At 68.4% G+C, this 14274-nt stretch carries 14 protein-coding genes and 1 pseudogene; 7 read left to right on the top strand and 8 right to left on the bottom strand.

Annotated elements, in window-relative coordinates; translation table 11 throughout:
• Positions 1-15: 15 nt before the first annotated feature.
• The 5 genes from ACZ6TI_RS13755 to ACZ6TI_RS13735 all read right to left on the bottom strand — a co-directional run bounded on the left by ACZ6TI_RS13755 (position 16) and on the right by ACZ6TI_RS13735 (position 4855).
• The gene (locus ACZ6TI_RS13755) at positions 16-384 is read right to left on the bottom strand and encodes a tautomerase family protein (protein ID WP_465345364.1); all 369 of its coding nucleotides are present in this window, start codon (positions 382-384) and stop codon (positions 16-18) included.
• Between the two features lie 46 nt (positions 385-430).
• Positions 431-1219: a carbohydrate ABC transporter permease gene (locus ACZ6TI_RS13750; RefSeq protein WP_465345363.1), complete on the bottom strand. Its 789-nt coding sequence runs from the start codon at positions 1217-1219 to the stop codon at positions 431-433.
• Positions 1220-1222: 3 nt separating this feature from the next.
• Positions 1223-2173, bottom strand: a complete 951-nt coding sequence (locus ACZ6TI_RS13745) for a carbohydrate ABC transporter permease (RefSeq protein ID WP_465345362.1) — start codon at positions 2171-2173, stop codon at positions 1223-1225.
• Positions 2174-2213: 40 nt separating this feature from the next.
• Entirely contained in the window at positions 2214-3572 is a 1359-nt protein-coding gene (locus ACZ6TI_RS13740) for an ABC transporter substrate-binding protein (protein WP_465345361.1), read from the bottom strand.
• A gap of 221 nt (positions 3573-3793) precedes the next feature.
• On the bottom strand, positions 3794-4855 hold the full coding sequence (locus ACZ6TI_RS13735; protein WP_465345360.1) for a LacI family DNA-binding transcriptional regulator: 1062 nt from the start codon (positions 4853-4855) through the stop codon (positions 3794-3796).
• Between the two features lie 196 nt (positions 4856-5051).
• Between ACZ6TI_RS13735 and ACZ6TI_RS13730 the strand changes: the two genes are divergently transcribed.
• The 4 genes and pseudogenes from ACZ6TI_RS13730 (at position 5052) to ACZ6TI_RS13715 (ending at position 8406) form a co-directional block, all read left to right on the top strand.
• Entirely contained in the window at positions 5052-6302 is a 1251-nt protein-coding gene (locus tag ACZ6TI_RS13730) for an endo-1,4-beta-xylanase (protein WP_465345359.1), read from the top strand.
• A 154-nt stretch (positions 6303-6456) separates the two neighbouring features.
• Positions 6457-6783, top strand: a pseudogene (locus ACZ6TI_RS13725) (DNA glycosylase AlkZ-like family protein); the annotation flags it as partial.
• Complete coding sequence (locus ACZ6TI_RS13720; RefSeq protein WP_465345358.1) at positions 6713-7345, top strand: DNA glycosylase AlkZ-like family protein; 633 nt, start codon at positions 6713-6715, stop codon at positions 7343-7345. The pseudogene ACZ6TI_RS13725 and the gene ACZ6TI_RS13720, both read left to right, overlap by 71 nt.
• Before the next feature lie 275 nt (positions 7346-7620).
• Positions 7621-8406, top strand: a complete 786-nt coding sequence (locus tag ACZ6TI_RS13715) for a DUF6585 family protein (RefSeq protein ID WP_465345357.1) — start codon at positions 7621-7623, stop codon at positions 8404-8406.
• Between the two features lie 160 nt (positions 8407-8566).
• Here ACZ6TI_RS13715 and ACZ6TI_RS13710 read toward each other — a convergent pair whose 3' ends face one another.
• Both ACZ6TI_RS13710 and ACZ6TI_RS13705 read right to left on the bottom strand, forming a co-directional pair.
• Positions 8567-9994: a cellulase family glycosylhydrolase gene (locus ACZ6TI_RS13710; RefSeq protein ID WP_465345356.1), complete on the bottom strand. Its 1428-nt coding sequence runs from the start codon at positions 9992-9994 to the stop codon at positions 8567-8569.
• 181 nt (positions 9995-10175) lie between these two features.
• The gene (locus ACZ6TI_RS13705; protein WP_465345355.1) at positions 10176-11087 is read right to left on the bottom strand and encodes an NAD-dependent epimerase/dehydratase family protein; all 912 of its coding nucleotides are present in this window, start codon (positions 11085-11087) and stop codon (positions 10176-10178) included.
• Positions 11088-11196: 109 nt separating this feature from the next.
• On the opposite strand from ACZ6TI_RS13705, the gene ACZ6TI_RS13700 reads away from it, so the two are divergent.
• Both ACZ6TI_RS13700 and ACZ6TI_RS13695 read left to right on the top strand, forming a co-directional pair.
• Positions 11197-11886, top strand: coding sequence for a TetR/AcrR family transcriptional regulator (locus ACZ6TI_RS13700; RefSeq protein WP_465345354.1), 690 nt, complete (start codon positions 11197-11199; stop codon positions 11884-11886).
• A gap of 124 nt (positions 11887-12010) precedes the next feature.
• Positions 12011-12538: a DUF7691 family protein gene (locus ACZ6TI_RS13695; protein WP_465345353.1), complete on the top strand. Its 528-nt coding sequence runs from the start codon at positions 12011-12013 to the stop codon at positions 12536-12538.
• A 58-nt stretch (positions 12539-12596) separates the two neighbouring features.
• On the opposite strand, the gene ACZ6TI_RS13690 is transcribed toward ACZ6TI_RS13695, so the two are convergent.
• On the bottom strand, positions 12597-13160 hold the full coding sequence (locus tag ACZ6TI_RS13690) for a TetR/AcrR family transcriptional regulator (RefSeq protein WP_465345352.1): 564 nt from the start codon (positions 13158-13160) through the stop codon (positions 12597-12599).
• A gap of 71 nt (positions 13161-13231) precedes the next feature.
• Between ACZ6TI_RS13690 and ACZ6TI_RS13685 the strand changes: the two genes are divergently transcribed.
• Positions 13232-14260: an alcohol dehydrogenase catalytic domain-containing protein gene (locus ACZ6TI_RS13685; RefSeq protein WP_465345351.1), complete on the top strand. Its 1029-nt coding sequence runs from the start codon at positions 13232-13234 to the stop codon at positions 14258-14260.
• The last annotated feature ends 14 nt before the right edge of the window (positions 14261-14274 follow it).

The raw sequence follows: 14274 nt of genomic DNA, 5'->3' as shown, positions 1-14274 counted from the left end.
GTTCCTCCTCGGTGCTCAGATCTTGCCGGCGTACCAGTCTTCGAACCCGTTCTCGGTGAGGCTGATGAGAACGTCCTGCGGGCGAATGCCGAGCGGCTCGAGCTTGTCCACCACCGCTTTGAAGAACACCTGCTTGGTGGCCGCAGGGTACATGTGCACGGCGGTGACCCGGATGACGAGCAGGTTGCGCCGATCGACGCCGTTGTAGCCGGCGTCGAACTTGAGTTCGCCGGGGTCGTGTGGCTGGAAGATCTGGAACCGGTCGTCGGCGGGAATGCCCAAGGCCTCGATTTGCGCGTCGTGGACGGCGTTTCCGATGTCCTCGTGGGATTTGGCGAACAGCTCGCGATCGAGGTGTACGTGAATGAGGGGCACAGCGGTCACCTTTCCCAGTGAAGATGGTGAAGGGCGGTTGGACGGGTCTGGTGAATCACTTGATCGCGCCGGCTGACAGGCCGCGCTCGAACAACCGCTGCAGACTCAGGTACGCGATCACCTCGGGGATCGCGGTGATGACCGCCGAAGCGAGGATCTTCGTCTGGTCGTTGCTGAACTGCCCGACGAAGAACTGCGGCACGAGAGTGATCGTCTGCAGGTCCGGTGACTGCAGGAAGACCAGCGGGAAGAGGTAGTTGTTCCAGGCCGCCACGAGAGTGAAGATGATGACCGCCGCGGCGATCGGGCGGGTCAGCGGCACGACCAGATGGATGAAGCCGCGGTACGAGTTCGCGCCGTCCACCCGAGCCGCCTCGAACAGTTCGTCCGGCAGCCCGTTGATGAAGTTGCGGGTGAGCAGCACCGCGAACGGGACCTGCAGCGCGGCCAGCGGCAGGACCACCGCCCAGTACGTGTCGTACACCCCGAACCGGGTCGCGGTGGCGAACAGCGGCGCGAGCAGCACGACCTCGGGCAGGGTCAGGCAGGCCAGCAGCAGCCAGAAGTAGACCTCGCGGAACCGGATGTGCAGCCTGGAGAAGCCGAACGCGGCGGTCATCGTCACCGCGTACACCAGCACGATGACAACCGCGGCGATGATGAGGCTGTTGACGAAGAAGCGCCCGAAGCCGGGCACCTGAAGCACCGCGGTGAAGTTCCGGAGTCCTTCGCCTGCGAACGCGCCCTCGACCATCACCACGAGGGGAAACAGGAACGGAATGATGAGGAGCGTGGCGACGAGCTGCAGTACGACGCGGCCGGCCCGGGTGCGGATCTCGAACATGGCTCACCTCGTCTCTCGGTCGCGTCCGGCGAACTGCAGGATCACGGCTGCGACCAGCGCGACCACGAGCAGGATGATGGACAGCGCGCCGCCGTATCCGACGTGGCTGAGCGGGATCGTCTGACGGTAGATGTAGGTGCCGAGGAACTCGGTCGCATAGTTGGGCCCGCCGATGGTGACCAGATACGGCACGTCGAACGTTTTCAGTGCGCCGATGGCGCCCAGCATCGCCAGCGCGATCGTGGTGCCGCGCATCTCCGGCCAGATGATGCTCACCAGAGTCCGGACGTTGCCCGCGCCGTCCATCCGTGCCGCTTCCAGAACCGACGGCTCGATCTGGGTCATCGCGGCGTAGTAGAGGACGAACGTGACACCGGTCCACTCCCAGATCGTGATGAACATGATGACCGGTAACGCGGTGCTGGTCTGGCCGATCCAGGGCTGCGCGAGCGAGCCGAGGCCCACGAAATGCAGGACGGAGTTGAGCTCGCCGTCCGGGGCGAACATATGCCGGAACACCGGTGCCATGATGGCCGGCGCGAGCACCACCGGAATGAAGATGATCACCTTGTACAGCGCCGCCAGCCGCAGCCGCGCGTGCATCAGCACCGCGAGAACCAGGCCCAGCAGCGTCTGAATGACGAACGTGACCACGAAGAACACGGCCGTGTGGCGCACCGCGGTCCAGAAGACCGCGTCGTGGAAGATGCGCGTGTAGTTCTGACCGCCGACACGCGGTGGGTCCGGGCTGATCCCGTCCCAGTTCAACGTCGAGATGTACGCGGTGTACCCGATGGCGTAGTAGATCAGTCCCACACTCAGGACCAGCGCGGGCAGGATCCAGGGCAGGCCCGGCGGGCGCCGCAGGCCGCGGCGGCCGGAGTGGCCACCGCCACCCGAGAACTCGGTCTGTTCCGTGGGGGCGCCCGGCTTTCGCGTCGATGTCTCGGTCATCACGACTCCGCGGGTTCGGCCTCGTCCTTCGAACTGCCGGTCACTTGAAGGTCACTCCGGCGGCCTCGGCGGCCTGCTGCAGCGTCTTGGCCGCGTCCTGCGGGGACGCCTTGCCGGTCGCCACGGAGGTCGCCGCCGCGAGGATGCCGTTCTGCACATCCGCGCTCAGCAGAGCCTGACGCGGCTCGGTCACGGCACTGGCCTTGGCGATGAGCTCCTGGACCGCAGTCTTCTGGATCGCCGGGTCCACGAGTTCGACGTTGTCGAAGTTCGGCTTCACGGAGGTGAGCGAAGGCAGGTCGTTGAGCTGGTCGGCGATCACCTGCTGACCCTCGGTCGAGGTCGCCATCCACTTGACGAAAGTCTCTGCGGCGGGCCGGACCTTCGACTTCGTCGAGATGGCGAGGCCGAAGTCGGCGTCGCCGTACATCTCACTGGTGTTGCCGGCGCCGGCGACATCGGGGAAGGCGACCGGCAGGATCGGGAACGGCTTGGCCCCGCTGACTCCGGCCGCCGAGAGCGCCGCGGTCATCGCCTTGGCCGTGGCGTACTGGGTGTACCAGGTGCCCATCATGACCATGCCGTACTTCCCGGTCAGGAAGTCGTTGTTGGCGTCCGGGTACTGCTGGTAGCCGATCGCGCCGGGCTGCATGATCCCGCTGTCGAAGAGGTCTTTCCAGATGGTCAGCGTCTTGACGATGCCGGGGTCGGTCCACCTGGCCTCACCGTTGGACACCTTGGTCCACAGTCCGGGCTGGACGGAGTTCGCGATGGACTGCAGGGTGTCCTGGTCGAAGCCCTCCTGGGCGGCGCCCTGAACGAAGCAGCCCACCTTGTTCTGCTTCAGCACCTGGCAGACCTGCTTCCACTCGGAGAGCGTCCTGGGTGGCTGCAGGTTGTACTTCTTGAAGATGTCCGCGTTGATCCACAGCATCCCGGCGTAGACCTGTCCGACCGACATCGCGGTGAGTTTGCCGTCCGCGCTGAGGCCGCTGATGCCGATGGGCGCGACCTTCGTCTTCCAGTCACCGCCCAGGGTCTGCTCAGCTAGTGCGGTCTGGTCGACGGCGAATGATTTGAACTGTGTGACGTAGGCGCCCGGTTGCATGTCGAAGACGTCGGGGCCCTTGCCGGAGGCCAGGGCCGGGCGGAGCGCGGCCACCCAGTCGGAGATGTTGACGAGCTTGTAGTTGATCCTGATGTTCGGATACTGCTTGTTGAAGGCCGCAATGTACGTATTGGCGGTCGCGGTGTCGGTGGGCGTCCAACCCCACCAATTGACGGTTCCGGACGTCGCGCTCCCGGTCTGCGGTGGATCTCCGGAGTCTCCGCCGCAGGCCGCCGGGGTGGTGACGGCCAGTGTCGCAGCGGCAAGGATGGTCAGCGATCGAAGTCGCACTCTTGGTGTCGGTGAAGGGCGCATTTGTCCCTCTCCATTCTCCATGGAGTTAAGAAAGTTTCGGCCCGGGACGGGCGTCGTGAACTCAGGTGGCCCGGCGTCAGCGCGGGCGGTGAAGCGGTCGCGACCCACCTGAAGCCGCTGTGGGCGAGAGCCGACTCGGCATCCTCATCAGATGTGGCACAGGCTATGCCGGTCGCAACTTTCCCGTCAAGGTTTCGCTACGAGCCGGAAACTTTCGTGCGCGACGTGCGCGCCGCCGGTGCCGCCGTGCTGCCCCGCACGACGAGTGACGTGTCGATGTCGATCCGGGTGAACGTCAGGTCGGGCTCGTCGGCCAGGCGGGTGACCAGCTCGACCGCCTGCTCGGCCATCGCGCGCAGCGGCACGTGGATCGTGGTCAGCGGCGGGCCGGCCCACTGGGCGATGCGCAGGTCGTCGTAGCCGACCACGGAGAGATCGCCGGGGATGGTGCGGCCGAGTGACCTGGCCGCCTCGTAGACCCCCAGTGCGTACAGGTCGGAGGACGCGAAGATCGCCGTCGGGCGGTCCCGCAGTGACAGCAGCGCCCGGCCCTGGGTAAGCCCGTCGGCGTGGTGGAACTCGCCCGGCCGGATCAGCTGCGGATCGCTCGCGATCCCGGCGGAGTCCAGTGCCGCTCGGTATCCGGAGAGTCGGGCCGTGGACGCGAGCATGTCCGGCGGCCCGGTGATGATGCCGATGCGGCGGTGGCCCTGCTCGATCAGGTGCCGGGTGGCCAGATAGCCGCCGTTCCAGTCGGCCGATCCGATCGACGGCACGTCCGGTCCCGGGTTGCCGGCCGGGTCGACCATGACGAGCGGGATGTTGCGGGAGCGCAGTCGTTGCTTGTCCTTGGCCGGCAGCACGCAGGCGACCAGGATGATCCCGATCGGCTGGCGCCGCACCACGTCGTCGACCCAGAACGGGTCGGGCAGATGCCGCTCGGTGGCCCCGGTCAGCACCATGCCGATGCGCCGACGGCGTGCGACCTGGTCGATGTTCGCCAGCAGATCGCTGGCGAACGGGCTGTCCACCTCGTAGCAGAGCACCTCCAGCAACGGCGCGGGCTGCTGCTTGACGGCGCGGCGGTTGTACTGGTGTCCCTGCAGTATTTCCTCGATGCGCCGGCGGGTTTCGCTGGACACGCCGGCGCGCCCGTTGAGCACCTTGGAAACCGTGGAGACCGAGACCTCGGCCAGCGACGCCACCTCGGACAACGTGGCGCGCGAACGGATGTCGTCGGCGGCGGGGTCGCTGGGCATGCGCATCAGCCTATCTGTGTGTCGCCGGGCTCCTTGACCGCACGACGCGGGTCATCCTATGCTGCCTTCCTCTTCGATAATTTCGCAATCAGAGAGAAACTTTTTAAGAGGTAAGCCGGTTGACGACCTCCGGCCTTGGTGCTGGACCACACCCGTGACCGGCATTGCCGGGTCACCGTTACGGAGGAACGGGACAGTGCCTGACGAGAGCATGCAGCACCGGATCGGCGAGGTCACCCTCACTGTGCTCGGGACGGACCGGCGGCCGCTCACCGACCGGGTCGTCATGGTGGCCCAGCAACGACACGCGTTTGCTTTCGGCAACATAGGCTTCGACTTCGTGGGTCTCATCGGTGGCCCGCCGCCCGACGTGGCCGGGCCGGTATTCGGTGGCGCTACGGCTCTGAACCTGGACCAGTTGGGTGACTTGTGGCTCAACCTGTTCAACACCGCGACACTGCCGTTCTACTGGGGGCCGTACGAGCCGCAGCAGGGCACGACCGACGTCGAACGTCTGACGAGAACCGCACACTGGCTCGCCGGCCGCGGCGTCACTGTCAAGGGTCACCCGCTGGTCTGGCATACGGTGCAGCCGCCGTGGCTGCTGGACCTCGACCTCGACGAGGTGGAACGGTTGCAGCGCAACCGGATCCGGGAGCTCGTCGGCGGATTCGCCGGCGTGATCGATCTCTGGGACGCCATCAACGAGGCCGTGATCATGCCGGTCTTCGCGAACGGGGACAATGCCATCACCCGGCTCGCCCGCGCTCGGGGCCGCATCGCCATGGTGCGGATGGCGTTCGAGGAGGCACGTGCGGCCAATCCGGCGGTCACCCTCGTGCTCAACGACTTCGACCTGAGTTCGGCGTACGAGTGCCTGATCGAGGGAGTGCTCGAAGCCGGCATCCGGATCGACGCGATCGGGTTGCAGACTCACATGCATCAGGGATACCGCGGCGAGGAGTACATGCGGAGCATGCTCGACCGGTTCGCCCGCTACGGCCTGCCGTTGCACCTGACCGAGAGCACCCTGGTGTCCGGGCACCTCATGCCGCCCGACATCGCGGATCTCAACGACTACCAGATCCCGGACTGGCCGACGACCCCCGAGGGAGAGGCCCGCCAGGCCGACGAGATCGTGCGGCACTACCGGTCGCTGATGGCCCACCCCGCCGTCGCATCGATCAACTACTGGGGGCTCACCGACGACGGCGCCTGGCTGGGTGCGCCGGTCGGGCTGGTGCGCGCGGACGGCGGCCGCAAGCCGTCGTACGACGCATTGGAGGGCCTCGTCAAGGGACAGTGGTGGCTGCCGCCGACCGAGATGCGGACCGGCTCCGACGGCACGGTCGTGGTACGCGGCTTCTTCGGCGACTACACGGTGTCCGGAACCCCGTTCGCCATCCGCCCCGGCCAGGCCACCGAGTCCGTCCACCTCGACGAATAGCCCGCCCGGGTCCATCAGCCCGGCCGTCTCCGGCGGGCGGCGAGCAGGAGGAAGGCGGCAGTTTTGGAGCGCGTTACCGCAGCGAAGCGGCCGATACCGATGGCCCGGCGCGCGGTGTGCTGGTGATGGCTCGATCCGTGTCTAGGCTCTGGGCGTGAGAGCTATCGTTGAGCGGCGCCTGCGAAGCGTTCTTCTGGCCGGCGATCCCGTCCTGCGGGCGCCTGCGGACGTCGTGCGATGGTTTGGGGCGGTGCAGTCGCAGGACTTCGGGCCGGCCAAGTGGTCGCTTGGCGAGCGGCTGCCCGGCATCACCGACGCCGAGGTGCAGCGTTCCTTCGACGCGGGTGAGTTTCTACGTACCCACGTGCTGCGGCCGACCTGGCACTTCGTGACGCCCGACGTACCTGCTGATGCACGCGGAGCTCGACGGCCTCATATGCAGTGGGCCGGTGCGCGGGAAGCTGCACACGTACACGCTGCTGGAGGCGCGCGTGCCGCCCGCGCCCGAACGCGACTTGGACGAAGCGCTCGCCGAACTCGTCACCCGCTACTTCACCAGCCACGGCCCGGCCACCGCCAAAGATCTCAGGTGGTGGTCCAGCCTCACACTCGCCGACATCGCGCGGGGCGTGGAACTGGCCGGCGACCGTCTACGCCACGACGTCGTCGACGGGGTGTCCTACTGGTCCGGATGGCATGAGAACGCTGTCCTGGCGTCACCCACCGTCCATCTGGTGCAGGGGTACGACGAGTACGTGGTGGCGTTCACGGAGAGCAAGTTTGTGCTCGATGCCTCCGGCGCCGCGCGCGCGTTGCGACCCGGCACGGCGGTGCCGAACGGAATACTGCTGCTGGACGGGCAGGTGGCGGGGCACTGGCGGCGCACCTCCACAAAGGAGACCCTGTCGGTCGAGGCGGTGCTCTACCGCGCGCTCACGCGGGCCGAGTCGGAGGCACTCGACGCGGCGGCGGAACGGCAGGCGACCTTCCTCAACCTCCGCCCACAGGTCGTCACCAGCCTGCTCACCGGACGTACCCAATAGCGTCAGGACGAGGCTGGCCAGGCTATCCTGCGGAGGTTACGGCTTCGGGGCGACTCCCATACCCGAGATCAGCGTCGAGTGCCCGGCGCCGACGACCGCACCGGCCACGACGTCCGGGCTGCCCGTCTCCGAGTTCCCGGCCGGGCCGGTGCTGGCCGAGGGATACCTCGACCGGCTGCAGGCGATCATGTTTTCGGTGGCGCCGCGGCAGGAGATGCTCAACAACCCTGGGAAGACTCATCCTTGCTCGCTGCATTCACCGATATGATTCGATGGTGGAACCCTCCGCTGAGGTTCGCGCCGCAGCCGAGACTGCGGGGCTCGGCTCGCTGCGCCGCACGCAACGACTGGTCAGAATGTTCTTCTACTACCAGACGATCGCCACGATGGTGCTCCTCAGTATCGCCGGCATCGTATTCGTCGGCTGGCTGCTGAACAGTGGCCCCGCACCGTTGTGGTTGCAGACGGTCATGGTCCTGCTGGCGCTCGGCGGGGCCGGAATCGCGATCTGGATTGTCGCCGTCGGACTGGCGCGGGCCCGCACGGTAGGCGCGGTCGACCTTTTTGAGTACGAGGGCGGTTTCGTCCGGGCGTCCCGGTCCGAAATCGCGGTACTTCCCTGGGCAGGAGTGGACCTGGTCGAGACGTTCATCGTCACCGGCGGGGCTCAGGGCAGCGGGTCCCGACGGCGGGCCCATCTCCTGCGGCAGCAAGGAGACGCAGGCCGGATTACCGAATCTCTGGAAGTCAACCGCGACATTGATCGAATCACCGACCTCATCACGGCCGCGGCCCTGCCCGCAGCCGTCGATTCGGCCCTTTCGCCGACGGGAGCTCAGTTCGGTGCGTTGGCTGTCGGGCCATCCGGCGTCACCGCCCGCAACGGGATGACGCTTTCCTGGCCGAAGGTGGAACGAGTGGTTCGCGAACAGGACCAGATCCGGGTCTACCACGTCGGCCTACCGACGCCATGGGCACAGGAGCCAATCCATGAGGTGCCCAACGTGCCGGTGTTGCTGGCAGCCGTCGAGCAACTCCGGGACCGACTCAGAGCTACGTAGTGAAGGATCCCCGCATCGCAGGAACGACCTCCGCCGAACAGGGAACGCCGAGCCCACGGATCTGCCGGCTGCGCCGCGAGCTTACGGATCACGGGCTTCGCGTCCGACTCGCGACACAGCCGCACAGCGCGTTGCCTCAGCTCCATCAAAGCGGGGGAACTCAGACGTACGGGGTCTGGGTGAGCAGGTGGGCTTTGAAGCCTTCGCCGACTCCGGGTTCGGGTGTGCCGGCCCAGTCCTTGATGAGTACGGCGCCGGTGGTGCAGCCCCATGGGTTCCAGGTCCAGGCCAGGTATCCCATGCCGTGCTCGTCGGCCCAGTCGACCAGCCGCTGCATGTAATCGAAGGCGCAGTTGTCCTGGCCGAATTCACCCAGGACCACCGGCACCTGCTGTGCCAGCGGGGCGATCTGGGTGTCCCAGCAGGACTCGGTGGCGCAAGCGTTGAAGCTGTAGGCGTGCCACGACGCGGCGATGTTGTTCAGCGGGTCGGTCGGCTTGTAGGCCAGCCACTCGCGCATGTCGTTGGTCCATTCGAGCCCGCTGACCATCAGCATGTTGGTCGCGCCGGTGGCGCGGACCGCGTCGACCAGGTCCTGCATGCCGGCCACCTCGTAGCCGATGCCGGTGCAGGTGCCGCCGTCGCGCAGGCACTGCCAGCCGAGCGTCTTGTTCCAGTCGCTGGCGATCTCCGGGTACGGCTCGTTGAACAGATCGAAGACGACCGCGTCGTTGCCCTTGAACGTGTTGGCCACGCCGGTCCAGAACTGGGGGGCGTAGCGTGCGTCGGGCACCGGCTTCTGGCAGGTGGCGTGCTCGTCCGTGCAGTGCCATTCCGGGCCGGTGGTGTAGGCGCCCCAGGTCCAGTGCAGGTCGAGGATCACGTTGACGCCGTTGGCGACCAGCAGGTCCACGTAGTCCTTGACGCCCTGCTGGTAGGTGGCGCCGCTGGGGGAGCCGTTGACTCCCAGCCAGCATTCCTCGTTCAGTGGAATGCGTACGGCGTGGATGTTCCAGGTCTTCATCGCGTCGACGGACGCCTGATCGACCGGCCCGGAGTCCCAGAGTCCCTTGCCCTGGACGCAGGCGAACTCGCCGCTGGAGCGGCTCACACCCAGCAGCCGGTAGGCCCGGCCGTCCGCGGTGACGATCTTGTTGCCCGAGACCTTGAGCTTCGGAGCGGGTCCGTCGGTCGGCGGAGTGCTGGGCGGCGTGCTCGGAGGGGTGCTGGGCGGGACCACGGAACCCGTGCACGCGGTGCCGTTGAGCGAGAAGGAGGCCGGCACCGGATTCGTGCCGCTCCACGCGCCGGCGAAGCCGATCGACGTGGACGCCCCGGTGCCGAGCGACCCGTTCCAACTCAGGCTTGCCGCCGTGACCCGGGCGCCGGACTGTGCCCAGGCAGCGCTCCAGCCCTGGCTGACCGTCTGGCCGGTGATGGGGAAGTCGAACGCCAGCGTCCAGCTCGTGACCGCCGAGCCGAGGTTCGTGATGCCCACGTTCGCGGTGAACCCGCCGGACCATTGGCTCTGCACCGTGTAGGTGACCGCGCAACCGGTGGCTGCCGCCGCAGCCGGGAGCGTTGACATGGCCACGGCGCCGGCCACGAGCGCCGCGGCAGTGCCAGCGGCCAGTAACGTACGACGAGATCTCATCATCTGGTCTCTCCTGAGTCTCCAGAGCCAATCCTCATGGGAGCGCTCCCAAACCCTATTCAGGGCATCCATCAAAGTCAATGTCCCGCCAGGGGGGTGCCGCGGCCTGGAGCGCCTACGCGCTCCGGCGATCCACCGCCGCCAACGCTTCGTCCAGGTCCGACGGCATCAGCCCGAACGTGCGCTCGGTCAGCGAAGCGTCCAGCACGAAGGGCCGCGCGAACTGGTAGTAGGTCGCCCGCAGCTCCCGCATCATCGGCGAGATCAACCCCGCACCCCACAGCATCGGGTACGGGATCCGGGCCAGCCGTGGCGCCGGGGCGCCGTGCACGCGGGTGAACCGGTCGGCCAGCTCACGCACGGTCATCGGGGCCTGCGACGGCACCAGCCACGCCCGGCCCCACGCCCGCTCGTCGGTGGCCGCCGTGGTCAGCGTGCGGGCCACGTCCTTGATCGACGTCCAGGTGTGCGGGGCGTCGAGCGCGCCCGGCACCAGGGTGCGCCGGCCGGCGAGCAGCGGCCCGGCGAGGCCCTCGGCGAGCAGTGACTTGGCCTCGATGTAGTCGCTGCCGCGCACCTCGGTCATCCGGATCCGGCCGGCGTCGTGCAGTGCGAGGGCGGCCCGCCACATGTCCGCGCGGACGCGCAGCTTCGGGTCGATGGCGGCCAGCGGGGTGTCGGCGGTGATCGGGCCGTCGACCGGCCCGTAGCCGTAGAGATTGCTTGTCACGGCGAGCGTCGCGCCGGTGCGCTCGGCGGCGGTCAGCATGGCGGTGGCCAGCGGTGGCCAGTCGGTGAGCCAGCGGTGATAGAGCGGGCTGGCGCAGTTGTAGAGGGCGGTCGCGCCGGCGGTGAGCTCGGTGAGCCGGTCGCCATCGGTGGCGTCGGCGGCGACCCGCTCGATCGCGGGGTGCTCGGGCCCGCCGCCGCTGCGGGTGACGACCCGGACCTGCTCGTCGCGGCCGGCGAGGAGCGAGGCGGTGGCGCTGCCGACGCGGCCGGCACCCACGATGACGTGCAGAGACATGATGGCTTCCTCCCGTTGTGAGAGCAGCGCTCTCGAAGGAGGTCAATGCTTCTGGAGTGCACCGCTTCCTGTCAAGAGCGGTGCTCTCGACGTGTGCCATACTGCGTTCATGGAGCCGAAGACCGCCGGGGGAATCCGGGCCCGGGTGCGCGCGGAGATGATCGGTGAGATCAAGTCCGCCGCGCGCCGTCACCTCGCCACCGACGGCGCGAACCTGTCGTTGCGCGCGATCGCCCGCGACCTCGGCGTCGTTTCGTCTGCGCTGTACCGCTACTTCGCGAGCCGCGACGAGTTGCTCACGGCGCTGATCGTGGATGCGTACAACGATTTGGGGGAGACCGCCGAGAAGGCCGATGCGGCCGTCGCGGACCGCGCCGATCTCCGCGGCCGATGGCTTGCCCTGACCCGAGCGGCGCGCGCCTGGGCGGTGGCCAATCCGGCCGAGTACGCGCTGCTCTACGGCTCGCCGGTGCCCGGTTACACGGCGCCCGCCGACACCATCTCGCCGGCGAACCGTCCGTTGTTCGTGCTGGCCGGGATCCTCGCCGACGCCGGGCCACTGGACGGCGCCGGATGCACGCTGGGGCCGGCGCTGAGCGCGGAGATCCGGCGCATGGCGGAGGCCGGATCGCCCGATGTGGACGACGCGACGATCGTGCGGGCGCTGACCGCCTGGACGCAGGTCTTCGGTGCGATCAGCTTCGAACTCTTCGGCCACCTCAACCAGGTCATCGACGAGCGCGACGAGTGGTTCGACCAGCAGACGCGGGCGATGGCGGCGTATATCGGGCTCGCCTGAGCGAGACACTCAGGCGAGCGACCGACGGCCGGTGTCCCGGAAACCAGTTGACTGCCCTCCAACAGGATCTGCTGCTACGATCCGCGCCCCATGAGCGGAGGAGAACAGCGTGGGTTCCAAAGTCATGACCGTCTACGTTTGCGACCTCGGCCAGGTCACTCAGTTGCTGGAATCGCGGGACGGCACGGCCGTGCAGGACATCGTCGCCGCAGCTGACCGACCACTGGCAGCACCCGAGTCGGAGGCGCTGCGGATGCTCGTTGAGCGCACCTACGTCCGCGATCCTCGCACGTTCGTGTCGGACAACGGTGACGTGCTCATCTGGGCGTTCGAGCGGGTCTGCCGCCATCTGTGCTCGGTCCACGCCGACGTGGAGATGTACGAGGACGAGGACGAGACACCGTTGCTGTGGAAATTCGTCTGGGACGGAGAGAACCCACTCGACTTGCCGATGTCGCCCCACGGCACGCCGGCCGTCGGTTGGCACGACCCCGAGCGGACCGCGCACTACCTGACCGGGTTCTCGCGTCTGCGCACGGACGATTCGATCGACGAGCAGTTCCTGCAGCAGGAGGAGCTCGACGACCTCATCGGCCTGCTCGCCGCGGCCCAGGCACAAGGCCGGGGCGTCTTCGTCTTCCGCGAGGACTGACGCGAGGACTCCCACCGCCCTTGCCGCCGGGCACCGCCTGGTGGGCCGCCCGGCCCGTTCAGCCGATCAGGCGGGCCGCGGCCCGGCCCGCGACACGCAGCGGCGCCGGGTCGCCCGCGGTCCGCGCGAGCAGCAGCGCACCCTCGATCAGGGCGAGGACCGCGGTGGCGTCGTCATCCGCGTCGGCCGGGCGGGCACCGGCCCGGCGCAGGTGCCCGGCCAGCACGTCGCGCCACAGCGCGAACGCCCGCGCCGCGGCCGCCCGCAGCCGTGGACCCGCGTGTACGGATTCGAGCGCCACCGGCGCGACCGGACAGCCGTCGCGCGGGTCCGCCGCCAGTGCCGCGGCCAGCCCGTCCGTCCACCGGGTGAAGGCGGCGGGGAGGTCCGTCGCCGACCCCAGAAGGCGGTCGAGCGAGGCCGCCACCACGGCCGCCGCCGCATCGAGCGCGGCCTCCGCCAACTGCTCCTTGCCCTCGGGAAAGTGGTGGTACAGCGAGCCGGTGCTGGCGCCGCTGTCGGCGAGCACCTGCGCCAGGCCGGTCGCTGCGTAGCCCTGCCGGCGCAGGAGCGTGCCGGCGGCATCGACGAGCGCGGGTCGGCTGCGATCTGGTCTCGGCATGCCTTGACGATACTAGAACGATCGCTCTAGCGTGTTGTGTATCAGTCACTCCACAATCGTTGGAGGCACGCATGCGGCACCTCGTCTACGAATCACCTGGGCACTACCGCTGGCGGGAGACTCCGGACCCGGCACTGCGAAGCGAGGACCAGGCCCTCGTCCGTCCGTTCGCCGTCGCCTGCTGCGACCTCGACGTCGCGGTGGCGCGGGGCCGGGCGCCCCTGAGCCCCGGCTACGCCCAGGGCCACGAGGGTGTAGCCGAGGTCGTCGAGGTCGGTTCCGCCGTCACCTCGGTCCAGCCGGGTGACCGGGTGATCGTGCCGTTCCAGCTCAGTTGCGGCACTTGCCGCGAGTGCCGGCGCGGCCTGACCGGTTCGTGCGGATCGCTACCGGCGCGCGCGATGTACGGACTCGGCACCATCGCCGGGCTGGACGGCGGCGGGTTCCTCGCCGACCTGGTGGCCGTGCCGTACGCGGACGCGATGCTCCTCCCACTCCCGTCTACAGTGGACCCGATCGCCGCCGCCTCGCTGTCGGACAACATCCCGGACGGCTGGCGGTGTGTCGGCCCGTACGCGGACGAACTCGCCGCACTCGACCCCGGCGACCGTCGGGTCCTCGTGACGGGTGGGCTGTCGATCGGGGTGTATGCGACCGCAACGGCGGTCGCCCTCGGCGCTACGGTGGACTACGTCGACACCGATCCGCAGCGGCTCGCGGCTGCTGCGCGGCTCGGTGCCACCGTGCACGACCGGATCGAACCCGACGCCGCCTGGACGCCGTACCCGGTGACGGTCTCGACGTCGGCGCGGCCGGAGGCCCTTGCGGCGACGGTGACCCGCACCTGGCCGGGCGGGGTGTGCACCGACACCGGCATCTTCTACGGCGGGGCGGTGCCGATGCCGATGCTCGCCATGTACGGCACCGGGGTGCGGTTCGTGACCGGGCGGGTCAACGCCCGCGCGGACCTGCCGCACGTGCTCGACCTCATGGCCGGCGGACTGGACCTGCGCCCGGTCGTCGAATCGGTGGTCGACTGGGCCGACGCGCCGAAGGCGTGGGCGGACCTGCGCGGCAAGACGGTCGTCATCCGGGACTGACCTCCACCGGATAG

The sequence above is a fragment of the Actinoplanes sp. NPDC051388 genome (assembly GCF_055586225.1).
The sequence above is the reverse complement of the archived record's forward strand: the minus strand, read 5'-3'. Positions and strand labels throughout refer to the sequence as shown.